This is a genomic window from Parageobacillus toebii NBRC 107807 (assembly GCF_003688615.2).
In the GTDB taxonomy this organism is placed as follows: Bacteria; Bacillota; Bacilli; order Bacillales; family Anoxybacillaceae; genus Parageobacillus_B; species Parageobacillus_B toebii.
In genome coordinates, this window is sequence record NZ_CP049703.1 from 940001 (window position 1) to 963935 (window position 23935).

The following is a 23935-nucleotide window of genomic DNA, read 5'->3' on the forward strand; positions in this document are numbered from 1 at the left end:
CCCAAACCAAGAGGCTTGCCTCTTGGGGTTGTAGGACCACTCACATGGGAGTTACAAAGGAACGGGGTAGACGAAGCGGTCTGGAAAGGCCCGCCAGAGAAGGTGACAGCCCTGTAGTCGAAACTTCGTTCCCTCCCGAGTGGATCCTGAGTACGGCGGGACACGGGGAATCCCGTCGGAAGCAGGGAGGACCATCTCCCAAGGCTAAATACTCCCTAGTGACCGATAGTGAACCAGTACCGTGAGGGAAAGGTGAAAAGCACCCCGGAAGGGGAGTGAAAGAGAACCTGAAACCGTGTGCCTACAAGTAGTCAGAGCCCGTTTATGGGTGATGGCGTGCCTTTTGTAGAATGAACCGGCGAGTTACGATGACGTGCGAGGTTAAGTCGAAGAGACGGAGCCGCAGCGAAAGCGAGTCTGAATAGGGCGTTAAGTACGTCGTCGTAGACCCGAAACCAGGTGATCTACCCATGTCCAGGGTGAAGGTAGGGTAACACCTACTGGAGGCCCGAACCCACGTACGTTGAAAAGTGCGGGGATGAGGTGTGGGTAGGGGTGAAATGCCAATCGAACCTGGAGATAGCTGGTTCTCCCCGAAATAGCTTTAGGGCTAGCCTCAAGGGAAGAGTCTTGGAGGTAGAGCACTGATTGAGCTAGGGGCCCTCATCGGGTTACCGAACTCAGTCAAACTCCGAATGCCAACGACTTATCCTTGGGAGTCAGACTACGAGTGATAAGATCCGTGGTCGAGAGGGAAACAGCCCAGACCACCAGCTAAGGTCCCAAAGTGCACGTTAAGTGGAAAAGGATGTGGAGTTGCCCAGACAACCAGGATGTTGGCTTAGAAGCAGCCATCATTTAAAGAGTGCGTAATAGCTCACTGGTCGAGTGACTCTGCGCCGAAAATGTACCGGGGCTAAACGTGCCACCGAAGCTGTGGGATGACCGTTGGTCATCGGTAGGGGAGCGTTCTAAGCGCGCCGAAGCGAGACCGGAAGGACTCGTGGAGCGCTTAGAAGTGAGAATGCCGGTGTGAGTAGCGAAAACAGAGGTGAGAATCCTCTGCACCGAAAGCCTAAGGTTTCCTGAGGAAGGTTCGTCCGCTCAGGGTTAGTCGGGACCTAAGCCGAGGCCGAAAGGCGTAGGTGATGGGCAACAGGTTGAGATTCCTGTACCACCTCCTCACCGTTTGAGCAATGGGGGGACGCAGGAAGGTAGGGCGAGCAGGCTGCTGGAATAGCCTGTCCAAGCGGTTAGGCTGCCAGATAGGCAAATCCGTCTGGCGCAAAGGCTGAGCCGTGATGGCGAAGGGACCATCGGTCCCGAAGTCCCCGATCCTACACTGCCAAGAAAAGCCTCTAGCGAGGTGAGAGGTGCCCGTACCGCAAACCGACACAGGTAGGCGAGGAGAGAATCCTAAGGTGCGCGGGAGAACTCTCGTTAAGGAACTCGGCAAAATGACCCCGTAACTTCGGGAGAAGGGGTGCTCTCTTGGGTGATGAGCCCGAGAGAGCCGCAGTGAAAAGGCCCAAGCGACTGTTTACCAAAAACACAGGTCTCTGCGAAGCCGAAAGGCGAAGTATAGGGGCTGACACCTGCCCGGTGCTGGAAGGTTAAGGGGAGCGCTTAAGCCGCAAGGCTGAAGGTGCGAACCGAAGCCCCAGTAAACGGCGGCCGTAACTATAACGGTCCTAAGGTAGCGAAATTCCTTGTCGGGTAAGTTCCGACCCGCACGAAAGGTGTAACGACTTGGGCGCTGTCTCAACGAGAGACCCGGTGAAATCATACTACCTGTGAAGATGCAGGTTACCCGCGACAGGACGGAAAGACCCCGTGGAGCTTTACTGCAGCCTGATATGGAATTTTGGTATCGCTTGTACAGGATAGGTGGGAGCCTGAGAAGCCGGAGCGCCAGCTTCGGTGGAGGCGCCGGTGGGATACCACCCTGGCGGTATTGAAATTCTAACCCGCACCCCTTATCGGGGTGGGAGACAGTGTCAGGTGGGCAGTTTGACTGGGGCGGTCGCCTCCCAAAAGGTAACGGAGGCGCCCAAAGGTTCCCTCAGAATGGTTGGAAATCATTCGTAGAGTGCAAAGGCACAAGGGAGCTTGACTGCGAGACGGACAGGTCGAGCAGGGACGAAAGTCGGGCTTAGTGATCCGGTGGTTCCGTATGGAAGGGCCATCGCTCAACGGATAAAAGCTACCCCGGGGATAACAGGCTGATCTCCCCCAAGAGTCCACATCGACGGGGAGGTTTGGCACCTCGATGTCGGCTCATCGCATCCTGGGGCTGTAGTCGGTCCCAAGGGTTGGGCTGTTCGCCCATTAAAGCGGTACGCGAGCTGGGTTCAGAACGTCGTGAGACAGTTCGGTCCCTATCCGTCGCGGGCGCAGGAAATTTGAGAGGAGCTGTCCTTAGTACGAGAGGACCGGGATGGACGCACCGCTGGTGTACCAGTTGTCCCGCCAGGGGCACCGCTGGGTAGCTATGTGCGGAAGGGATAAGCGCTGAAAGCATCTAAGCGTGAAGCCCCCCTCAAGATGAGATTTCCCATCGCGTCAAGCGAGTAAGATCCCTCGAAGATGACGAGGTCGATAGGTCCGAGGTGGAAGCGTGGCGACACGTGGAGCTGACGGATACTAATCGATCGAGGACTTAACCAAGCGGAAAAGTGGAGGCGAGCGCTTAGCGCCAAAAGGAAAATGTTCTTCGCCCGTAGAGGTGCTTGCACCTCAAGGGAGAAGGTTATTTGGTGCAAGAGAGCTAGGCACCGGAGCTAGACAACGGAAAAAGCATAGGCCGCCTACGCAAGACGGCTTCTTCCAAACAGACGGTTATCTAGTTTTGAGGGAACGAAATCCCTCTTGACAAACGTGATGATTGGAATATAATAATAAATGTCCAATTGAGATAATTGCCTAGTGACAATAGCGGAGAGGAAACACCCGTTCCCATCCCGAACACGGAAGTTAAGCTCTCCAGCGCCGATGGTAGTTGGGGCCAGCGCCCCTGCAAGAGTAGGTCGTTGCTAGGCAATTATTACAGAAAACAGCTGATTAAGCTTCATGCTTAATCAGCTGTTTTTATATATACCTTAAAACATCTCCACTTCACCTCTCACTCTGTGTGTATCCATTTTTTCTATTAAACTGAAACGAAGAAAAATGCGCAACTCTCCTATCTTGTTCTCATGGTGTTATAAAATTTTATTTTTTGGTATTTATTATTTTACCTAAGCATCTATAAAATTTTATTTTCATCTATTAGTTATAGAAACTTATTAATGTGGGAAAGATAAAGGGTGGGAGGTGGAGAAGGTGGGTTCACTGATTACGGGTAAAGATGTTATCGAAAGAGTATGTATCGTTTGTGAGCAGCCAAAACAAGAAGGAATTCAAATTTATGATCAGTTTCTTTGTCTTGATTGCGAAAGGGAGATCGTGCAAACGGACACGACCGATCCGAAATACCGTTTTTATGTAAAGCAGTTAAGAAAAATTATATCTTCAAAAATATATTCATAGGGTCCTATTGATAGGGCCTATTTTGTTTATATGTTCAACTTTCATCACGCTTTTTTCTTTTTTGATTTGGAGTGGTATCGGAAAATCGATGTTATCTCTTATGTATTTCTATTCAAGGCAATTAGATTAGTGATAATATATATCTTGTTGTCTATGTCAGAAAAACAATGTTCTAAATTTCCTTATCATGAAAAAGAAAAGAGGGGCATTTATGGATCAACAGCAAACTCCTTTATATACCGCTTTAAAACGTCATGATGCCATTCATCCGTTTTCATTTCATGTACCAGGTCACAAATATGGTACAGTATTTCCTATAGAAGCGAAAAATGATTATAAGCAGTTACTAAAACTAGATGCGACTGAATTAAGCGGGCTTGATGATCTACATCAACCGGAATCGGTTATTGCCGAGGCGCAATCTTTAGCAGCAAAGCTGTATAATGTAGAAGAAACGTTTTTTCTCGTAAACGGTTCTACGGCTGGAAATTTAGCGATGATCTTTGCCGTTTGCGGGGAAAAGAAAAAGGTAATTGTGCAGCGAAATTGCCATAAATCGATTATGCATGCGCTTCAATTAGTTGGAGCTGCCCCTATTTTTCTTCCTCCGGAATTGGATGAAGACGTCCGTGTCGCCTCTTATGTTGCGTATGAAACGGTAAAAAAGGCGCTTGAACTTCACCAAGATGCCGCAGCATTAGTGTTGACTAATCCGAATTATTATGGAATGGCGGTGGATCTTACGGAAGTTGTAAACATCGCACACCGCTATCGTATTCCTGTGCTTGTCGATGAAGCGCATGGGGCCCATTTTATTATAGGAGAGCCTTTTCCGAAAACAGCGATCGCGTGCGGGGCGGATGTTGTTGTCCAGTCAGCGCATAAAACATTGCCAGCCATGACAATGGGGTCGTATTTACATGTAAATAGTTCATTAATAGATAAAGAGAAACTAAAATATTTTTTACAAGTGTTTCAGTCAAGCAGCCCATCTTATCCGATTATGGCTTCACTTGATTTGGCGAGAAGTTACCTCGCTCGTTTAACAAAGGGAGATGTAGAAAATATTTTAAAACAAATTCAACGGTTGAAAGATGCCCTCGATGAGATAGAAGGGATTGCGGTAGTTCATTCGCAACATCCGCTTATAAAGACGGATTTATTGAAAATTACCGTTCAAACGAGAAGTAAGTTGTCCGGTTATGAGCTTCAACAACGGCTGGAGCAAGAAGGCGTTTTTGCGGAGCTTGCCGATCCGTTTAACGTTTTGCTCGTGTATCCGCTTGCTGCTATCGATCATTTAGAGGAAGTGATCGAAAAATTAAAACGGGCGTTTCGCGGATTAAGCTATAGCGAAGAGTTGCTAAATTCGTTCCGTTCTTTTTCCTTCTTGGCATCTGCAAATCCGATTTCTTATAAGGAACTAGAGACATTGCCGAAAAAAGTGGTTAACTTAGAAAAGGCGGAAGGATTTATTGCCGCGGAAACGATCACACCTTATCCACCTGGAGTGCCTTTATTATTTATAGGAGAATCAATTAGTAAAGAGCATATTGAACAAATAAAACAGTTAAAATACCATGCGCGGTTTCAAGGAGGAAAGTTTTTATCTTCTAATCAAATAGAAGTGTATGTACCAGTAAAATAAGGGGGATTAGCGTATGAAAGGCCGTTTTTTTTCTTTCGAGGGACCTGATGGAGCGGGAAAAACGACGATGATTACAAAGCTGGAATCATTTTTGCGAGAAAAAGGGTTTGACGTTTTATCGACAAGAGAACCAGGAGGAGTTCGTATTGCCGAGGAAATTCGTTCCATTATTTTGAACCCAAAACATACGGAAATGGATGGTCGTACGGAAGCGTTGCTTTACGCCGCTGCGAGAAGGCAGCATCTTTTAGAAAAAATTATTCCTGCGATAAAAGCCGGCAAAATTGTATTGTGCGATCGGTTTGTCGACAGTTCGTTAGCCTATCAAGGATTTGCAAGAGGGTTAGGCATCGATGAAATATTACAAATTAATCAGTTTGCGATTGATGGTTATTTTCCTTCGTTAACGATTTATTTTGATATTGATCCTAAAATAGGATTAGAGAGAATCCAAAAAAATAAGCAACGGGAAATTAATCGGCTTGATATGGAAAGTTTATCTTTCCATTATAAAGTAAGAGAAGGGTATTTAAAGATAGCAGAACGTTTTTCTGATCGTATCATTGTCATTGATGCTTCCAAACCGGTCGATGAAGTGTTTGCAATGACCATAGCAGCGGTTATGGATCAAATAGAAGGAAGATAACAGTGATGTTTCCATGAAACAGAACATGATGAAAAGGATAAGACATGTTAGAATAAAAATTAAAGGAAAGTGATGAAAGTGGCGATTTTCTGGGAGCAGCTGGAACGATATCAGCCTGTAGTAGTGAAAATGCTCACAAAAAGTCTTGAAAAAGGGCGAATTTCTCATGCTTATTTATTCGAGGGGCAACGCGGAACGGGAAAAAAAGCAATGAGTCTTTTATTGGCAAAAAGCTTATTTTGTTTACATCGTTCTGGAATAAAGCCTTGCAATGAATGCCGAAATTGCCGCAGAATCGATTCCGGGAATCATCCGGATGTACATGTCATTGAACCAGATGGGCAATCGATTAAAAAAGAACAAATTGAAATGTTGCAGCAAGAGTTTGCAAAAATGGCGGTGGAATCAGACCGAAAACTATATATTATCGAGCACGCTGATAAAATGACAACGAATGCAGCGAATAGCTTGTTAAAATTTTTAGAAGAGCCTCGTCCAGGGACGGTAGCGATATTGCTTACAGAACAATATCACCGCCTATTAGAAACGATCATTTCCCGTTGCCAAGTGTTTTCGTTTAAGCCAATACCACCTGCTTTGCTTGCCAATTATTTAGCAGAGCAGCAAATCCCGCCTCATATTGCTCTCCTTGCCGCACATGTGACAAACAGTCATGAAGAAGCACTCGAGTTAGGTCGAGATGATTGGTTTGCGCAGGCGAGAAAAATAGTGTTACAATTATATGAAATGTTAAAGAAAAATGATTTGCAGGCGCTTTTTTTCATCCATGATCAATGGATTCCGCATTTTCAAGAAAAGCAGCAAATCGATTTAGGATTAGATTTGCTTTTATATATATATAAAGATATGTTGCACATTCAATTAGGACAGCAAGATAAAATCATTTATCGGGATAAAATCGATGATTTGCAGCAATGGGCGCTTTCTTGTTCTCAACGACAGATCGTAAAAAGCATGGAAATGATTTTACAAGCGAAGGCGCGTTTAAATACAACTAATATGAGCGTACAGCTTTTAATGGAACAACTTATCCTTGATCTAAAGGAGGGAAAAGTGTTTGTATAATGTCGTCGGTGTTCGCTTTAAAAAAGCGGGAAAAATTTATTATTTCGATCCTGGAGAATTGTCGATTTCTGCTGGGGAGTTCGTCATTGTAGAAACCATTCGAGGGATCGAATATGGAAAAGTTGTCATTAGCAACAAACAAGTCGACGAAAATGATATCGTTTTGCCGTTGAAAAAAGTGATTCGCGTCGCGGACGCGAAAGATAAATTAATTGTTGAGGAAAACAAAAAAGCGGCACGGGAAGCGTACGATATTTGCTTAAAAAAAGTAGAAGAGCATGGCTTGGAAATGAAATTAGTCGATGTGGAATATACGTTTGACCGCAATAAAGTGATTTTTTATTTTACTGCAGACGGGCGTGTGGATTTCCGCGAACTTGTCAAAGATTTGGCAGCCATTTTTCGCACGCGCATTGAATTAAGACAAATCGGTGTTCGCGATGAAGCAAAAATGCTTGGCGGGATCGGTCCGTGCGGAAGAATGCTTTGCTGCTCAACATTTTTAGGAGATTTTGAACCAGTATCCATTAAAATGGCGAAAGACCAAAACTTATCGCTCAATCCGACGAAAATTTCCGGTCTTTGCGGTCGGTTAATGTGCTGCTTAAAATACGAAAATGATGAATATGAAACAGCGAAAGAGCAGCTTCCTGATTTAGGGGAGTATGTGGAAACTCCGCATGGTCTTGGAAAAGTGATCGGATTAAATATTTTAGAACGAGTATTGCAAGTGGAATTATCGGAACATGGACGGGTCGTGGAATATACGCTCGACGAGTTGATGAAAGATGGAACGTTACCAGTCCAAGCCACAGACTAATTGGGGTGGATTGACGTGGATAAGAAAGAGATTTTTCAGTCAGTAACGAGCATGGAGGAACAACTGAGCCATTTGTACCGCCAGCTTGTACAATTAAAGGAACATGTAGTTCAGCTGCTTGAGGAAAATCATCATTTGCAAATAGAAAATGATCATTTGCGCCGTCGGCTCGAACAAGTGACCAGTGAATTGGCAGAGGAAAAGCAAAAAGAAAAAGATCATAAGCATGGTCATGAAAGAAAATTAGTTGACATTGGCGAAGGATATGATAATTTAGCGCGTCTTTATCAGGAAGGGTTCCATATTTGTCATGTCCATTATGGAAGCGTCCGAAAAGAAGGCGATTGCCTATTTTGTTTATCCTTTTTAAATAAAAAGTAAGCATAACGATAGCCTTTCCACATAAGGAGAGGTTATTTTTTTGAAAATAAGGAGGAATACACGATGGTGGAATTATATGATGATGAGAGGCTTGACTATCTTTTAAATGAAGATATTCGCATTATTCAAAGTCCGTCTGTGTTTTCCTTTTCCCTTGATGCGGTGCTGCTTGCGAAATTTGTTTATATGCCAATTCAAAAAGGGCAAATTGTCGATTTATGCACCGGAAATGGAGTTATTCCATTGTTATTAAGCATGAGAACAAAGGGAAAAATTATCGGTATAGAAATTCAAGAGCGGCTTTGTGATATGGCAAAAAGAAGCGTACAATATAACGGTTTGGAAAAACAAATAGAAATTATTCACGGGGATATTAAAGATGCGCCTAAGCAGTTAGGATACAGTAAATATGATGTCGTCACGTGCAATCCTCCCTATTTTCCAACGATCAGCAAGGAAGAAATGAACAAGAATATTCATTTGGCCATTGCTCGCCATGAGATTTATTGTACGCTTGAAGATGTGATTCGCGTAAGCAGCCAGCTGTTGAAGCAAGGCGGCAAAGCCGCATTTGTGCACCGGCCGGGACGGCTGCTCGATATTATTACACTAATGCGCAAGTATCGGTTAGAGCCAAAACGGCTGCGGTTTGTTTATCCGAAAATCGGAAAAGAGGCCAATACGATTTTGATTGAAGGAATAAAAGATGGCAATCCGGATTTAAAAGTATTGCCGCCGCTTATTGTGTATCATGACAATAATGAATATACAGATGAAGTGAAGCAGCTATTATATGGAATTATCCCATCGTAAAGGAGCAGAAGCGATGCTTTGGCAGCAAAAAAGTTTTGCCGGCGATAATAAAGGAACTCTATATATCGTCCCGACACCGATTGGCAATCTTGAAGATATGACATTTCGGGCGGTACGTATTTTGAAAGAAGTAGATATCATTGCCGCAGAAGATACACGGCAAACGAAAAAACTGTTAAACCATTTTGAGATTCATACACCGGTCATTAGTTATCATGAACATAATAAATATACAAGCGGGCCGCAAATTGTCGAACAACTGAAAGAAGGAAAATCGGTAGCGCTTGTCAGTGATGCAGGAATGCCGGGAATTTCCGACCCAGGATATGAGCTGATCGTTTCCGCGCTCAAAGAGCAGTGTTCAGTTGTTCCGCTTCCAGGAGCGAACGCGGCGTTAACCTCACTGGTTGCCTCGGGGCTGCCGACCGATCACTTTTATTTTTTCGGTTTTCTCGAACGGACAAAGAAAGAAAAAAAGGAACAGTTGGAATCACTAAAAACGGTTCGTGAAACGATGATTTTTTATGAAGCACCTCATCGCTTAAAAGAAACGCTTGCGATGATGTATGAAGTGTTTGGCGATCGCCGTATCGCTATATGCCGTGAGCTTACCAAACGATTTGAGGAGTTCATTCGTGGAACTTTGCGGGAGGCGGTCGAATGGGCAGAAACGAATGAAATTCGCGGAGAATTTTGCATTATTGTGGAAGGAGCGGAGGAAACGATCGAAGAGAAAGAGGAATGGTGGCATTCGCTAACACCGGTGGAGCATGTCGAATATTATATTCGGGAGAAAAATTTTACGTCAAAAGAAGCTATTAAACAAACCGCAAAAGATCGAAATATGTCGAAACGGGACGTTTATCAGCAATATCATCATCGATAAAAAAAGAGAGTTTCTCTAAAAATGCTAGAGAAACTCTTTTATTTATCATTATTGTCAGATGATTGTTGTAGATGCTCTTGGATTTCTTTTAAAAGAATTTCCGCGCCTTCACGGCTTAAAATAATTTTACCGCCGGCTAATTTGAAATTGTCATCAGAAACTTCGCCAGTGACGACACAAGTCATATTTGGTTTATATTTTTTCAAAATGATGCGATCGTCGTCTACGTAGATTTCCAATGCATCTTTTTCAGCAATATCTAACGTGCGGCGTAATTCAATTGGAATTACGACACGGCCTAATTCATCCACTTTGCGGACAATGCCTGTTGATTTCACGGAACGCTCCCCCTCTCTATAATAAAATAGTTTTTTATTTTGCTAGGATTTATTCGTCAATATTCGACAAATTTCCTACACCCTAATCATATCAGTGTTTCCATTATACGTCAATCCTTTTATATGTAAAATTAAAAAAAAATGTATTTTTAAGAAAGACGATTGTTTTCTTCTATAACTATTCGACTATTTTTTATAAAATATGGCGTTATTTTGGGTACCGTCAAGAATTTTGTGTAATGTAAATGGGGTAGGGTTTCTCTGAAATGGATTTGAATTGATAGGGGACTGATTTTCTCCACACAAGAGACTGAATATTCAGTCTCTTGTGTGGAAAGGGAGAATCCCCTTATTTTGTTTATTTACAATATTTGGTTAACAATAACGTTCTTCAAACATTCGTTGAAGAGCTTCATGCGCTTCGGCAAATCCTCGCAACTTTCGCCCTGCCCATTTCTCATTAAAATCTTGAATGGTCAAATACACGATTTTTTCAGCGGCTTCTAAACTATTCAAACTGTTCATCGGTTTTAGGCGTTTCCGAATTTCCTTGATCGTTCGTTCGATGGCATTGGTCGTATAAATCACACTTCGAATACTGCTTGGATAATCCATAAATGTAAGGAGGACATCCAACTCATTGGCCCAAGATTGAACTTCTCTTGGATATTTGCTGGACCATTTCGACTCAAACTGTTGAAACATTTGTAACGCCATCTCCTTATTCGGCGCGCGATAAATCAGCTTGAGATCCTCGGCCACTTCGAATTGGTCTTTTTTCCGAACACGGCTGAGGGTGTTGCGGACTTTGTGCACGACACAGCGCTGCACATCGGCTTTCGGATACACCGCCTTAAAGGCTTCCTCCAGCCCCGGAAGGCCATCGAAGACGCCAAGAAGCACTTCCTTGACGCCTCTTTGGTAGAGGTGTTGAAGAATTTCCTGCCATACATAGGCGCTTTCTTGTCCTCCCACGAAGAAATCCAGAATTTCGCGATACCCTTCTTCATTCACTCCTAACACCACATAAATGACTTCTTTCTCCACGGTTTCGCGACGAAGTTTTACGTATAAACCATCCAAATATAAGACGGAATAACGCTTGTGCAGTGGACGAGTGTGCCATTTCTCGATGTCTTCCTTCACTACATCGGTAATACGGCTGATCGTTGCAGGAGAATAGGCATTGCCTAAAATTCGTTCAATAAACTTGCCAATTTCACGCGTACTCATGCCACTTTGATACATCCTGATGATGGCTTCCTCCAGCCAGCCGGTGTGCCGTTGGTAAGGAGCGAACAATTGGGTTTGAAATTCTCCGTTTCGGTCTCTAGGGACCAAAAGACCTTCAATCCGACCATATTGCGTATCTAGATTTCGTTGATAGTAGCCGTTTCTCATATTTGATGTTCCGGCCTGTTCTATTTCGAGGAAATTCTTGATTTCTTCCCGCATGATCAGTTCTAATTTTTCCTTTACAAACTGACGAATGACACTTTCCAGTTGATTTGCCCAGTCGACATTCGGTATACTTTTAGACATAGGTAGGGTTCTCCTTTCTCTGGAATGTTTGGGTTCAATCAGAGAATACCCTACCTTTTTTCTTTTGATCTAGTAAAATGCTTTACACAAAATTTTATACATCATCTTATTTTGTATGTATATTTTTTTTCAATAAGAGAAATAGATGTTTTTGTAGAATGAAAAAAATTATGTAAAATAGAAGTAACATCGCTCTCGTCCGTTGGGCGGGGGCTTTTGTTCAGAATAGGGAGGTATGAAGATGGAGAAAAAGACGTTTTATCTTACGACCCCGATTTACTATCCGAGCGGGAAATTACATATTGGCCATGCATATACGACCGTAGCAGGCGATGCGATGGCGCGCTATAAGCGTCTTCGCGGTTATGATGTCATGTATTTGACTGGTACGGACGAACATGGACAAAAAATTCAGCGAAAAGCGGAAGAAAAAGGAGTAACACCGCAGCAATATGTCGACGAAATTGTCGAAGGCATCCAAGAGTTGTGGAAAAAGCTTGATATTTCTTATGATGACTTCATCCGTACGACGCAAGAACGTCATAAAAAAGTAGTAGAAAAGATTTTTGCGCGTCTTGTCGAACAAGGTGATATTTATTTAGGTGAATACGAAGGATGGTATTGTACACCGTGCGAATCATTTTATACGGAGCGGCAGCTCGTTGATGGAAACTGCCCGGATTGCGGCCGTCCGGTAGAGAAAGTAAAAGAAGAATCGTATTTCTTTAGAATGAGCAAATATGTGGATCGGCTTTTGCAATACTATGAAGAAAATCCGGAGTTCATCCAGCCGGAGTCGCGCAAAAATGAAATGATTAACAACTTTATTAAACCAGGGCTTGAGGATTTAGCGGTATCACGCACGACGTTTGATTGGGGCATTAAAGTTCCGGGTGATCCGAAACACGTCATTTACGTATGGATTGACGCGCTCACGAACTATATTACGGCATTAGGATATGGCACGGATAACGATGAGAAGTTTCGAAAATACTGGCCGGCAGACGTTCATTTAGTCGGAAAAGAAATTGTCCGCTTCCATACGATTTACTGGCCAATAATGTTAATGGCGCTCGATTTGCCGCTTCCGAAAAAAGTGTTTGCCCATGGCTGGCTGTTAATGAAAGACGGAAAAATGTCGAAATCAAAAGGAAATGTCGTTGATCCGGTAACATTAATCGACCGTTATGGATTGGATGCACTTCGCTATTATTTGCTTCGCGAAGTTCCATTTGGCTCCGATGGCGTATTTACTCCAGAAGGATTTGTCGAACGCATTAACTACGACTTAGCAAACGATTTAGGCAACTTGTTAAATCGCACGGTAGCGATGATTGAAAAATATTTTGACGGCATGATTCCACCATATCGTGGAGCGAAAACAGCATTCGACAACGATCTTGTCGAAAAGGCAAAAGAAACGGTGAAACAATATGAAGAAGCGATGGAGAAAATGGAATTTTCCATTGCGCTTGCGTCCGTATGGCAGCTGATTAACCGAACGAATAAATATATTGACGAAACGCAACCTTGGCTGCTTGCCAAAGATGAAGGCAAAAAAGAACAATTGGCGTCTGTAATGACCCATTTGGCAGAATCACTTCGTCATGTTGCGATTTTGTTGCAGCCGTTTTTAACACGCACGCCGGAAAAAATTTTCGCGCAGCTTGGCATTGTTGATGAACAATTAAAACAATGGGACAGCTTATATGAGTTCGGCCTCATCAAGGAAGGCACGAAAGTAACAAAAGGTGAACCGCTATTTCCACGTCTAGACATTGAAAAAGAAGTGGAATATATTAAAGCCCATATGCAGGGCAGTGCACCGGCAAAACAAACGGAAGAAAAACCAAAACAAGAAGCGCAAGAAATTACGATTGATGATTTTATGAAAGTTGATTTGCGAGTTGCAGAAGTACTTCACGCTGAGCCGGTAAAAAATGCGGATAAACTGCTGAAGCTCAAGCTTGATCTTGGCGATGAACAACGTCAAGTCGTATCAGGAATTGCGCAATTTTACAAACCAGAGGATTTGATCGGCAAAAAAGTGGTTTGCGTCGCCAATTTAAAACCAGTGAAACTGCGCGGTGAACTATCCGAAGGCATGATTCTCGCCGGGGAAGAAAACGGGGTGCTTTCTCTTGTTACCGTTGATAAAACGATTCCAAATGGGACAAAAATAAAATAATGACAAACATAAGAGGTGTGGTGTCTATCGTACACGACACCTCTTTGTTGTCATTTTGTAAAGTAAATGTTAACAACTTGTGATATATGTAATGGATTTCTATGTTACACTTAACACCAAGGTAGAAAAGGGGTTATTGTTATGCTCTTTGACACACATGCGCATTTAAATGCCGTTCAATATAATGATGATTTACAAGAAGTGATTGATCGCGCTCTTAGTGAAAGAGTTTCTCATATTGTCGTCGTCGGCTTTGACCGCCCTACGATTGCGCGGGCGATAGAGCTAGCGGAGCAATATGATTTTATTTATGCTTCCGTTGGTTGGCATCCCGTTGATGCAATCGATATGACAGATGAGGATTTAAACATGATTGAAGAGTTGACTGCCCATCCAAAAGTGGTGGCGTTAGGAGAAATGGGCTTAGATTATTATTGGGATAAATCACCAAAGGAAATACAACATGACGTATTTCGGCGGCAAATCGCTTTAGCGAAAAAAGTAAAACTGCCAATCATTATCCATAATCGGGAAGCAACAGCGGATGTATTGCAAATTTTAAAAGAGGAAAATGCCGCCGAAGTGGGTGGAATTATGCATTGTTTTACCGGAAGTGTAGAAGTAGCGAAGCAATGCATTGATATGAACTTCTTTATTTCCCTTGGCGGTCCGGTAACGTTTAAAAATGCGAAAAAGCCGAAGGAAGTAGCGGCGCAAATTCCGCTTGAGCATTTATTGATTGAAACAGATTGTCCGTATTTAACGCCTCACCCTTTCCGCGGAAAACGAAACGAACCAAGCTACGTCAAATATGTAGCGGAGGCGATCGCCGAGATTAAAGGTATTTCCTTTGAGGAAGTAGCAAAAGCGACGGCAGAGAATGCAAAAAGATTATTCGGCATCCATCGCTAAAATTATTTGTCAAATGGTAAGGAGACTTGTCTAATATGATCGAGGTAAAAAAAGTTCTACAAATTTAGAACATTACATAGTATAAACTGTCGACAAGTCTTCCTTCCCTTTTAACCGAATTTTCTGCATAATAGAGTGTGTTTACGCGTACATGTTAGAGGGAGAGGGGAATTTAGCGAGAGAAGGAGGCGTTTTGCATAATGTTACCCAATGTGAAGAAGATTTCTGGTTCATTGAGGAAAAATTTCACTGTTACTGCTAGTAGTTTTATAGCTTTGTCAGCGACAACGGGATTTGCTGGGTACGAAATAGCCAAAGATGATGTGACACTAACGGCAAACGGAAAAAAACAAGAGATTCGTACTCATGCAAAAACGGTAAAAGAAGTATTACAGGAGCAAAATATTAAGCCAAGGAAAGAAGATCGCGTCTATCCATCGTTAGATACGCCGATTACAGATGATTTAAACATCGTTTGGGAAGCGAGCAAGAAAGTCACTTTGACAGTAGATGGAAAAAAACAAGAAATATGGACGACTGCAAAGAACGTTGCCGAGCTATTAAACTCACAACATATTAAAATCGAAAAGCACGACAAAATTGCCCCAGCACCAAATACAAAAATTAAAAAGGGAATGAAAGTGAACATAGAAAAGGCATTCCCGGTTCAATTAAATGTCGGCGGTAAACAGCAACAAGTGTGGGCAACTTCGACTACTGTCGCTGACTTTTTAAAACAACAAAATGTAAAATTAGATGAACTCGACCGTGTAGAGCCATCTTTACAGGACAAACTAAAAGAAAATATGGTCGTAAAAGTAATTAAAGTTGAAAAAGTCACCGATGTAGTGGAAGAACCAGTTGACTTTGCAGTCGTCACTAGACAAGATGCACAATTGCCAAAAGGAGAACAACGTATTATTAGCCCTGGAGAAAAGGGGCGAGTTTCGAAAAAGTATGAAGTAGTGCTCGAAAATGGAAAAGAAGTATCGCGGAAATTAATTGAGACAAAGATGATAAAAGAAAGTAAAAATCGGATTGTTGCTATCGGTACGAAAGTGGCTAAAAGCCGACCTGCCCATACGCAAAGCCGCTCTGTTCAGACCGTATCGCGCGGTCAAAAGCATGCAGCGCGAGAAATTTATGTTGTTGCTAGCGCCTATACTGCTTATTGTCAAGGATGTTCAGGAACAACGAGAATGGGAATTAACTTACGTGCAAATCCTTCTGCAAAAGTAATCGCAGTGGATCCAAACGTTATTCCGCTTGGATCAAAAGTGTACGTAGAAGGATACGGATATGCTATAGCTGCTGATACAGGATCAGGTATTAATGGTTATGAAATTGACGTGTTTATTCCAAAGCAATCGGATGCACTTCGTTGGGGTAGAAAGCGTGTGAAAGTGAGAATTCTTCAATAAAGGAAAAGGATGCGGAGGGTTTTTTGCCCTCTGCTTTTTCGTTATAATGAAGAAAGATATTTTCCTACTCATTTAGACGAAAAAAATCGAAAAAAAGTTTCGGTTATTTTAAAAAATAAATTAACATTTTTAGCAGCAAAAAACTCTTTCAACAATTATTTTACAGGAAAGGGGGCATCGCAGAAATAGGAAAAAAGACTTATTCCGTGTGGAATGAGTGAACGATTTCTGCGCAATAGTGATGAAGATTAAAGAAATTATTGTTGTGGAAGGAAAAGACGATACAGTGGCGATTCAGCGCGCCGTTGATGCAGATACCATTGAAACGAACGGGTCGGCAATTAGTGAAGAAACGATTGAACGAATTAAATTAGCAAAAGAAAAACGTGGCGTAATTATTTTTACGGACCCTGATTTTCCAGGTGAAAAAATTCGCAAAACGATTACAGAGCGTGTCCCAGGCTGCAAACATGCTTTTTTGCCAAGAAAAGCGGCTATTGCGAAAAATGGGAAAGGAATTGGCGTAGAACATGCGTCTGTGGAAGATATCCGTCAAGCGTTGAAAAACGTGTATGAGGAAACAACAGAGTGGAAGGAAGAGATTACGTTTGATGAACTCGTTGCTGCTGGTTTAATCGGTGGAGAATTAGCGAAAAAGCGGCGCCAACATTTAGGTGAAATTTTAAAAATAGGATATACAAACGGAAAGCAGCTTTATAAGCGATTGCAAGTATTTCAAATCTCTAAAGAAACATTTTATGCAGCATTAGAGCAAGTATTGCAGGAGGAAGCAAATGATGAATAAAGACATTGCCACACCGGGGCGAACCCGGGAAATCCTGGAAAAGTATGGGTTTTCATTTAAAAAAAGTTTAGGACAAAATTTTTTAATTGACACCAATATTTTGCGGAAAATTGTCGATTTTGCCGAGCTTTCGGACGAAACAGGAGCGATTGAAATCGGTCCTGGAATCGGTGCTTTAACGGAGCAGCTGGCACGCCGTGCGAAAAAGGTAGTCGCGTTTGAAATTGATCAGCGGCTTTTACCGATTTTAGAGGATACATTATCACCGTATGGAAACATCCGTATTATCCATCAAGATGTTTTAAAAGCGGATATTCACCGCGTGATCTCCGAAGAATTTACCGGCATGACCGATATTATGGTAGTGGCAAATTTGCCGTACTACGTCACAACACCGATTATTATGAAGCTATTGACAGATCGCTTGCCGATTCGCGGCATGGTTGTTATGTTGCAAAAAGAAGTGGCGGACCGCCTAGCCGCAAAGCCGGGAACGAAAGATTACGGTTCGTTGTCGATTGCAGTTCAATATTATACAGAAGCGGAGACGGTCATGACCGTCCCAAGAACGGTGTTTATCCCGCAGCCGAACGTGGATTCTGCTGTTATTCGGTTAATAAAGCGAAAGCAGCCGCCTGTTAAAGTGGAAGACGAAGCGTTTTTCTTTCAAGTGGTGCGGGCAAGCTTTGCGCAGCGCCGGAAAACGATTTTAAACAATTTAGTAAACAATTTGCCAAACGGAAAAGCGATGAAAGAGCAAATAGAGCGTGTCTTAACAGAGACAGACATTGACCCGCGCCGCCGCGGAGAAACGCTGACAATGGAGGAGTTTGCCGCGCTTAGCAATGCGCTGCGGCACGTTCTGTAAGTATGTAAGCACTTTTTTGGTTGGTTTGGGAAAGAAAAGACCTATGTCTATCACCTATTGTCGAGATGTGCATATGTTACTTAAGTAAACAATTTGTTTTAATGGAGTGAATGGTGATGGACGTTAAGGTCGGCGATATTGTTGCAAGAAAGTCGTATAACTGTGATTTATTGTTTCGTGTAATAGATGTGAAAGAAAAAGATGGGGAAAAAGAAGCGACTTTATATGGCGAAGATGTCAGACTGGTCGCCGATGCCCCATGCAGTGATTTAGTCATTATTGGTGAACGGGAACAGCAGGAAAGAAAGAAAAAGGAAATAGAGCTTATAGAACAATCGTATAAGCTATTCCGACAAGATTACCATGTAATGAAGCAAAAAACAGAGTACCGGGCGACGGGAGGATACCGAACGGAAAAAGATTTTTTTCAAATTCCGGGGCGCGTCCTTCATTTGGACGGTGACCCTTTATATTTGCGGAAGTGTTTAGATTTATATGAACGAATCGGAGTGCCGGTATACGGAATTTATTGTGATGAAAGCGAAATGTCTGAAAAAGTCGGTGAGCTTCTTGAACGATTCCGCCCTGATATTTTAGTGATTACCGGCCATGATTCTTATTCCAATTCAAAAGGAAAAGTAACGGATTTAAAGGCATATCGCCATTCAAAACATTTTGTACAAACAGTAAAAGAAGCACGTAAAAAAGTTCCTCATCTTGACCAGCTGATTATTTTTGCGGGGGCGTGTCAATCCCATTTTGAATCGCTTATTCGCGCCGGGGCCAATTTTGCCAGCTCCCCCGCACGCGTAAACATTCATGCGCTGGACCCAGTTTATGTCGTCTCGAGAATTAGTTTTACCCCTTTTATGGAAACGGTAGATGTTTGGGATGTACTTCGCAATACATTAACTGGAGAAAAAGGACTTGGAGGAGTAGAAACGAAAGGAGTATTGCGCACGGGAATGCCTTTTCGTTCCATTGGTGAAATGAGCGATTAACAGAGCCGCCATCAAAAAGGCGGTTTTTTTATTTTTTCTACAATTTATACATATTTTTTCACATAAAAAACCATAATATACATAATAAAGAAGGATTTTGTAGAAAAATATGCATTGACAGTAACGAAAAAACACTGATATAATTTTAATTTTTTTGACTTTGAAAGAAAATCTTGTTATAATTATAAACAGTGAGGTGGATAGCGAATGGCAAAAACTTTATCCGATATTAAAAAAGCGTTGGATTCTAATATCGGCAGACGTTTGACATTGCGCGCAAACGGCGGACGAAGAAAAACGATTGAACGATGCGGAATTTTAGCTGAAACGTATCCATCGGTATTTGTTATTGAACTCGACCAAAAAGAAAATGCGTTTGAACGGGTATCGTTTAGTTACGCTGATGTGTTAACAGAAACAGTACAATTGACGTTTTTAGATGACGATCAAGCGGGTAGGCAGTAGACATTTGTTTGCTGCTTTTTGTTTTGTCATAAATAGGTGAACATAAAGATATGCGTTTTTTTCATACTAAAACTGTCGCGGTGGTTGAAAGGGGCTGTTGACATTGGGTCGACGTCGTGGAATTATGTCGCAACGCTTTAAAGAAGAGTTGGCGAAAGAATTAGGCTTTTATGATGTCGTTCAAAGAGAAGGATGGGGCGCGATCCGCGCGAAAGATGCTGGGAATATGGTGAAATTAGCGATTGAAAAAGCGGAACGACAGCTAGCCGAGAACATGAAATAGCGTAAACTTGTGTAAAGGAAAACAAAAACGACCGCGACAGCCGAAGCAGCATCGCTTCGGCTTTTGTTTGATATCGTTTGCCATAACTCAACAGATGAATATATTTTTCTTTTTGTTCAGGAACACACATCATTTATGCTAATATGGTAAATGGATCTTATGAGAAGTTTGAAGTCGTTAAAGTAGGTGGAACGTTTGAGGTTGTTAGTCAAAGCGCCAGCAAAAATCAACTTATCATTGGACGTGTTACATAAGCGGCCGGATGGGTATCATGAAGTGAAAATGGTCATGACAACGATTGATTTGGCAGATCGGATCGAATTAATTCCACAAATGGATGATACCATACAAATTATTTCAAAAAAACCGATTCGTTCCCGATGACCACCGCAACTTGGCGTATCAGGCTGCAAAGTTATTGAAAGATACATTTGCGATTAAACAAGGCATAGCGATCTCTATTACAAAAAATATTCCAGTAGCGGCCGGGCTGGCGGGAGGAAGCAGTGACGCCGCCGCGACGCTCCGCGGTTTAAATAAGCTTTGGAATTTAGGCCTTACACTGGATGAGTTAGCAGAACTAGGAGCAAAAATCGGTTCTGACGTATCATTTTGCGTTTACGGTGGAACCGCGATTGCAACAGGACGGGGCGAAAAAATTACACCGATTCCTGCTCCACCGCCATGCTGGGTTATTTTGGCCAAACCATCGATCGGTGTTTCTACTGCTGAAGTGTATCGAAATTTAAAGGTTGATGAGATTCCACATCCGGATGTGGACGGAATGGTAGAGGCGATTTATCGCCAAGATTATGCGGCTATTTGTAAACTGGTTGGAAACGTATTAGAGGAAGTAACATTAAAAAAATATCCAGAAGTAGCGCATATTAAAGAGCAAATGAAGCGGTTTGGAGCAGACGCGGTATTGATGAGCGGCAGCGGGCCGACGGTGTTCGGGTTAGTCCAGCACGATTCAAGATTGCAGCGAATTTATAACGGACTCCGCGGTTTTTGTGATCAAGTGTTTGCTGTCCGTATATTAGGCGAACGCCATTCACTTGATTAAATACGTACATTTTTGGTATATTTACTTTAAAACATTCGGTTTTAGGAGGGCCTCTATGAAGTTAAGGCGCAGCGGCCGTTTAGTCGATATGACCCATTATCTTCTCGAACGGCCTCATCAGCTTATTCCGCTTACTTTTTTTGCAGATCGTTATGAATCGGCGAAGTCATCGATTAGTGAGGATTTAGCCATTATTAAACAAACGTTTGAACAGCAAGGAATCGGAACGATCAAAACATTGCCAGGCGCAGCGGGCGGAGTGCAATATATTCCGAAAATGTCGAAACAGGAAGCGGAAGAGATTGTTACATATTTATGTGAGCAACTATCACGCCCAGATCGGCTGTTGCCTGGCGGATATTTGTATATGACCGATATTCTTGGCGACCCTCGTATTGTGAACAAAATCGGCCGTCTATATGCGTCCATTTTTGCCGACCGGCCGGTGGATGTCGTCATGACGATTGCAACAAAAGGAATCCCGCTTGCTTATGCGGTAGCTCATTTTTTGTATGTTCCTGTCGTTATTGTCCGCCATGACAATAAAGTGACAGAAGGGTCGATGGTCAGCATTAACTATGTTTCCGGTTCTTCTAAACGCATTCAAACGATGGTGCTAGCCAAGCGGAGTTTAGCCGAAGGAGCCAATGTGTTAATCATCGATGATTTTATGAAAGCCGGCGGAACGGTAAACGGCATGGTGAATTTATTAAATGAATTTAACGCCAAACTTTCCGGCATCGGTGTTCTTGTCGAGTCGGAAGAAACGAAAGAGCGACTTGTTGATGAATATATTTCGCTCGTAAAATTATCTTCTGTCGATGTTAAAGAAAAACAAATTACCGTAAAAGCAGGAAATTATATTCATTTTATGGAATAGATAAACGAGAAAGGAGAGCAAACAAAATGAAAAAGGTAGAAACGAATAAAGCGCCGCAAGCGATCGGTCCGTATTCGCAAGGAATTATCGTCAATAACATGTTTTACAGCTCGGGGCAAATTCCGCTCACTCCTGAAGGAGAGATGGTACAAGGCGACATAAAAGCACAAACACATCAAGTATTTCAAAACTTAAAAGCCGTTTTGGAAGCGGCTGGCGCATCGCTTGATACAGTAGTCAAAACGACGGTGTTTTTGAAAAACATGGATGACTTTGCGGCAATGAATGAAGTATATAGTGAATATTTCACTAACCATAAACCGGCGCGCTCGTGCGTGGAAGTGGCGAGACTGCCGAAAGACGCGCTTGTCGAAATTGAAGTAGTCGCGTTGATTCGATAAATTACATCATCTGCCTTTTCCCTAAACAGTCAAGGATGCTGTACGTTGCGTACTAGCTAATTTATTATAAAAAATTTTCAAAAAAAGAAGGAAAAAGAGAAAACATGTGGAATAAAAATAATCAAGTCTGATATAGGGAAAAGGTGGTGAACATAATGGAAGTTACTGACGTAAGATTACGCCGCGTAAATACCGAAGGACGTATGAAAGCCATTGCCTCTATCACATTGGATAACGAATTCGTTGTCCACGATATCCGCGTCATCGATGGCAATAACGGATTGTTTGTCGCAATGCCAAGCAAGCGCACTCCAGATGGAGAATTTCGCGACATTGCACATCCGATTAACTCAGCCACACGCGGAAAAATTCAAGAGGCAATATTAGCTGAGTATCACCGTTTAGGTAAATTGGAAGAAGAACTTGAAGAAGCTGGTGCTTCATAAAAATATGGAAAAGAGTCTGTTCTAAATGAACAGGCTCTTTTTTTGGAAAAATGAATGTTTCCTTGAAATACACTACTAATTGAGATATATTCAATTATGGATAAAAAGGTAATTGGAGGCCTATATATGGTAAAACGATATGCGGTCATATTGGCGGCTGGACAGGGGACAAGGATGAAGTCGAAGCAATATAAAGTATTGCACCCTGTTTGCGGCAAGCCAATGGTCCAGCATGTGGTGGACCAAGTTTTACAGCTGGGAATAGAAAAGCTTATTACGGTTGTTGGATTTGGAGCAGAACAAGTAAAGGCGCAGCTTGGCGACCAAAGCGAATATGCCTTTCAGCAAGAGCAATTAGGAACGGCGCACGCGGTTATGCAGGCAGCCCCTTATTTACAGGAAAAAGATGGAGTAACGCTCGTTGTATGCGGAGATACACCATTAATTACTGCTGAAACGATGCAAGCTTTGCTTGATCATCATCTTGCGACCAATGCAAAAGCAACGATTTTGACAGCAGTTGCAGATAACCCTGCCGGATATGGCCGCATTGTTCGCGATGCTCATGGAAATGTTGAGAAAATTGTCGAACATAAAGATGCAAGCGAACAAGAACGTGCCATCAAGGAAATTAACACAGGGACATATTGTTTCGATAACAAGTCTTTGTTTGAAGCGCTTACACATGTATCAAACAATAACGCACAAGGCGAATATTATTTAACTGATGTCATTGAAATTTTAAAATCAAATGGCAGCATCATTTCCGCGTACAAAGCCCCATCTTTTGAAGAAACGATCGGGGTAAACGACCGTGTTGCCCTCGCTGAAGCAGAAAAAATTATGCGCGAGCGGATTTGTCGCAAACATATGATGAACGGGGTAACAATTATTGATCCTGCTCATACGTATATATCGGCTGAGGTGCGAATCGGCCGTGACACTGTGATTTATCCGGGTACGGTCATTGAAGGAAAAACGGTAATCGGTGAAGATTGTACGATTGGACCAAACTCGGAAATTAAAGATTGTTGGATTGGAAACGGCACAACGATTCGTCATTCCGTTGCCCATGACAGCGAAATTGGGAACGATGTCACGATTGGACCGTTTGCCCATATTCGTCCATCGTCGAAAATCGATGATGAGGTCCGCATCGGAAATTTTGTCGAAGTGAAAAAATCAACATTTGGAAAAGGAAGCAAAGCATCGCATTTAAGCTATATCGGCGATGCGGAAGTCGGCGTCAACGTTAATCTTGGCTGTGGATCGATTACGGTAAACTATGATGGGAAAAATAAACATATAACGAAAATTGAAGATGGGGCGTTTATTGGCTGTAATGCCAATTTAATTGCTCCTGTGACGGTTGGAAAAGGGGCTTATGTTGCCGCCGGTTCTACGATTACGGATGATGTTCCAGAAAACGCGTTATCGATTGCCCGCGCGCGGCAGGTAAATAAAGAGAATTATGTGGATCGTCTTTCGATCAAGAAAAATTCTTAATGGAG

At 42.6% G+C, this 23935-nt stretch carries 22 protein-coding genes, 2 rRNA genes and 1 pseudogene (1 of these 25 only partly in view); 23 read left to right on the plus strand and 2 right to left on the minus strand.

The genetic code is table 11. The features are described from left to right. The 10 genes from DER53_RS04800 to rsmI form a co-directional block, all read left to right on the plus strand. Positions 1-2667: ribosomal RNA gene (locus DER53_RS04800) — 23S ribosomal RNA — on the plus strand (it extends 268 nt beyond the left edge of the window). A 254-nt stretch (positions 2668-2921) separates the two neighbouring features. After that, a 5S ribosomal RNA gene (rrf, locus tag DER53_RS04805) occupies positions 2922-3038 on the plus strand. A gap of 283 nt (positions 3039-3321) precedes the next feature. Next, complete coding sequence (locus tag DER53_RS04810; protein WP_012748803.1) at positions 3322-3528, plus strand: sigma factor G inhibitor Gin; 207 nt, start codon at positions 3322-3324, stop codon at positions 3526-3528. Positions 3529-3739: 211 nt separating this feature from the next. Next, positions 3740-5176 (plus strand): aminotransferase class I/II-fold pyridoxal phosphate-dependent enzyme, encoded by a 1437-nt coding sequence (locus DER53_RS04815; protein ID WP_062756509.1) that lies wholly within the window; start codon positions 3740-3742, stop codon positions 5174-5176. Positions 5177-5189: 13 nt separating this feature from the next. After that, entirely contained in the window at positions 5190-5822 is a 633-nt protein-coding gene (gene tmk, locus DER53_RS04820; RefSeq protein WP_062756510.1) for a dTMP kinase, read from the plus strand. Positions 5823-5900: 78 nt separating this feature from the next. Beyond that, the gene (gene holB, locus DER53_RS04825; protein ID WP_041269541.1) at positions 5901-6908 is read left to right on the plus strand and encodes a DNA polymerase III subunit delta'; all 1008 of its coding nucleotides are present in this window, start codon (positions 5901-5903) and stop codon (positions 6906-6908) included. After that, a complete protein-coding gene (locus DER53_RS04830) occupies positions 6901-7728 on the plus strand; it encodes a PSP1 domain-containing protein (RefSeq protein WP_012748807.1) in 828 nt (275 codons plus the stop codon). The genes holB and DER53_RS04830 overlap by 8 nt, the downstream gene beginning before the upstream one ends. Positions 7729-7743: 15 nt before the next feature. Further along, positions 7744-8109 (plus strand): DNA replication initiation control protein YabA, encoded by a 366-nt coding sequence (gene yabA, locus DER53_RS04835; protein ID WP_012748808.1) that lies wholly within the window; start codon positions 7744-7746, stop codon positions 8107-8109. Positions 8110-8172: 63 nt separating this feature from the next. After that, on the plus strand, positions 8173-8922 hold the full coding sequence (locus tag DER53_RS04840; RefSeq protein WP_012748809.1) for a tRNA1(Val) (adenine(37)-N6)-methyltransferase: 750 nt from the start codon (positions 8173-8175) through the stop codon (positions 8920-8922). A 13-nt stretch (positions 8923-8935) separates the two neighbouring features. Beyond that, on the plus strand, positions 8936-9808 hold the full coding sequence (rsmI, locus tag DER53_RS04845; RefSeq protein ID WP_012748810.1) for a 16S rRNA (cytidine(1402)-2'-O)-methyltransferase: 873 nt from the start codon (positions 8936-8938) through the stop codon (positions 9806-9808). Between the two features lie 38 nt (positions 9809-9846). On the opposite strand, the gene DER53_RS04850 is transcribed toward rsmI, so the two are convergent. Further along, the gene (locus DER53_RS04850) at positions 9847-10146 is read right to left on the minus strand and encodes a transition state genes transcriptional regulator AbrB (RefSeq protein WP_012748811.1); all 300 of its coding nucleotides are present in this window, start codon (positions 10144-10146) and stop codon (positions 9847-9849) included. Between the two features lie 375 nt (positions 10147-10521). Beyond that, positions 10522-11688, minus strand: coding sequence for an IS256 family transposase (locus DER53_RS04855; protein WP_062756519.1), 1167 nt, complete (start codon positions 11686-11688; stop codon positions 10522-10524). Positions 11689-11929: 241 nt separating this feature from the next. On the opposite strand from DER53_RS04855, the gene metG reads away from it, so the two are divergent. The 13 genes and pseudogenes from metG to glmU all read left to right on the plus strand — a co-directional run bounded on the left by metG (position 11930) and on the right by glmU (position 23930). Then, entirely contained in the window at positions 11930-13876 is a 1947-nt protein-coding gene (gene metG / locus DER53_RS04860) for a methionine--tRNA ligase (protein ID WP_012748812.1), read from the plus strand. Positions 13877-14017: 141 nt separating this feature from the next. Continuing rightward, entirely contained in the window at positions 14018-14788 is a 771-nt protein-coding gene (locus DER53_RS04865) for a TatD family hydrolase (protein WP_012748813.1), read from the plus strand. A gap of 200 nt (positions 14789-14988) precedes the next feature. Further along, positions 14989-16209: a G5 and 3D domain-containing protein gene (locus DER53_RS04870; RefSeq protein ID WP_062756182.1), complete on the plus strand. Its 1221-nt coding sequence runs from the start codon at positions 14989-14991 to the stop codon at positions 16207-16209. Between the two features lie 241 nt (positions 16210-16450). Continuing rightward, positions 16451-17014: a ribonuclease M5 gene (rnmV, locus tag DER53_RS04875; RefSeq protein ID WP_012748815.1), complete on the plus strand. Its 564-nt coding sequence runs from the start codon at positions 16451-16453 to the stop codon at positions 17012-17014. Continuing rightward, entirely contained in the window at positions 17007-17882 is an 876-nt protein-coding gene (gene rsmA / locus DER53_RS04880) for a 16S rRNA (adenine(1518)-N(6)/adenine(1519)-N(6))-dimethyltransferase RsmA (protein ID WP_062756184.1), read from the plus strand. Before rnmV ends, rsmA begins: the two co-directional genes overlap by 8 nt. A gap of 116 nt (positions 17883-17998) precedes the next feature. Next, complete coding sequence (gene yabG, locus DER53_RS04885) at positions 17999-18883, plus strand: sporulation peptidase YabG (protein WP_062677417.1); 885 nt, start codon at positions 17999-18001, stop codon at positions 18881-18883. A 207-nt stretch (positions 18884-19090) separates the two neighbouring features. Further along, on the plus strand, positions 19091-19348 hold the full coding sequence (veg, locus tag DER53_RS04890; protein ID WP_012748818.1) for a biofilm formation stimulator Veg: 258 nt from the start codon (positions 19091-19093) through the stop codon (positions 19346-19348). A gap of 103 nt (positions 19349-19451) precedes the next feature. Next, on the plus strand, positions 19452-19631 hold the full coding sequence (locus DER53_RS04895; protein ID WP_041269542.1) for a small, acid-soluble spore protein, alpha/beta type: 180 nt from the start codon (positions 19452-19454) through the stop codon (positions 19629-19631). A 195-nt stretch (positions 19632-19826) separates the two neighbouring features. Next, positions 19827-20697 (plus strand): annotated as a pseudogene (ispE, locus tag DER53_RS04900) (4-(cytidine 5'-diphospho)-2-C-methyl-D-erythritol kinase). A 55-nt stretch (positions 20698-20752) separates the two neighbouring features. Then, complete coding sequence (gene purR, locus DER53_RS04905; protein WP_012748821.1) at positions 20753-21577, plus strand: pur operon repressor; 825 nt, start codon at positions 20753-20755, stop codon at positions 21575-21577. A 26-nt stretch (positions 21578-21603) separates the two neighbouring features. Beyond that, a complete protein-coding gene (locus tag DER53_RS04910; RefSeq protein WP_062677415.1) occupies positions 21604-21978 on the plus strand; it encodes a RidA family protein in 375 nt (124 codons plus the stop codon). 155 nt (positions 21979-22133) lie between these two features. Next, positions 22134-22424: a septation regulator SpoVG gene (gene spoVG / locus DER53_RS04915; protein ID WP_003247437.1), complete on the plus strand. Its 291-nt coding sequence runs from the start codon at positions 22134-22136 to the stop codon at positions 22422-22424. A gap of 126 nt (positions 22425-22550) precedes the next feature. Continuing rightward, a complete protein-coding gene (glmU, locus tag DER53_RS04920) occupies positions 22551-23930 on the plus strand; it encodes a bifunctional UDP-N-acetylglucosamine diphosphorylase/glucosamine-1-phosphate N-acetyltransferase GlmU (protein ID WP_012748823.1) in 1380 nt (459 codons plus the stop codon). Positions 23931-23935: the final 5 nt, after the last annotated feature.

Coding starts and splice junctions, on each gene's coding strand:
- DER53_RS04815 (WP_062756509.1), top strand. CDS start 3,740: ATGGATCAACAGCAAACTCCTTTATATACCGCTTTAAAACGTCATGAT.
- tmk (WP_062756510.1), top strand. CDS start 5,190: ATGAAAGGCCGTTTTTTTTCTTTCGAGGGACCTGATGGAGCGGGAAAA.
- DER53_RS04840 (WP_012748809.1), top strand. CDS start 8,173: ATGGTGGAATTATATGATGATGAGAGGCTTGACTATCTTTTAAATGAA.
- rsmI (WP_012748810.1), top strand. CDS start 8,936: ATGCTTTGGCAGCAAAAAAGTTTTGCCGGCGATAATAAAGGAACTCTA.
- DER53_RS04855 (WP_062756519.1), bottom strand. CDS start 11,688: ATGTCTAAAAGTATACCGAATGTCGACTGGGCAAATCAACTGGAAAGT.
- metG (WP_012748812.1), top strand. CDS start 11,930: ATGGAGAAAAAGACGTTTTATCTTACGACCCCGATTTACTATCCGAGC.
- DER53_RS04865 (WP_012748813.1), top strand. CDS start 14,018: ATGCTCTTTGACACACATGCGCATTTAAATGCCGTTCAATATAATGAT.
- DER53_RS04870 (WP_062756182.1), top strand. CDS start 14,989: ATGTTACCCAATGTGAAGAAGATTTCTGGTTCATTGAGGAAAAATTTC.
- rnmV (WP_012748815.1), top strand. CDS start 16,451: ATGAAGATTAAAGAAATTATTGTTGTGGAAGGAAAAGACGATACAGTG.
- rsmA (WP_062756184.1), top strand. CDS start 17,007: ATGAATAAAGACATTGCCACACCGGGGCGAACCCGGGAAATCCTGGAA.
- yabG (WP_062677417.1), top strand. CDS start 17,999: ATGGACGTTAAGGTCGGCGATATTGTTGCAAGAAAGTCGTATAACTGT.
- veg (WP_012748818.1), top strand. CDS start 19,091: ATGGCAAAAACTTTATCCGATATTAAAAAAGCGTTGGATTCTAATATC.
- purR (WP_012748821.1), top strand. CDS start 20,753: ATGAAGTTAAGGCGCAGCGGCCGTTTAGTCGATATGACCCATTATCTT.
- DER53_RS04910 (WP_062677415.1), top strand. CDS start 21,604: ATGAAAAAGGTAGAAACGAATAAAGCGCCGCAAGCGATCGGTCCGTAT.
- spoVG (WP_003247437.1), top strand. CDS start 22,134: ATGGAAGTTACTGACGTAAGATTACGCCGCGTAAATACCGAAGGACGT.
- glmU (WP_012748823.1), top strand. CDS start 22,551: ATGGTAAAACGATATGCGGTCATATTGGCGGCTGGACAGGGGACAAGG.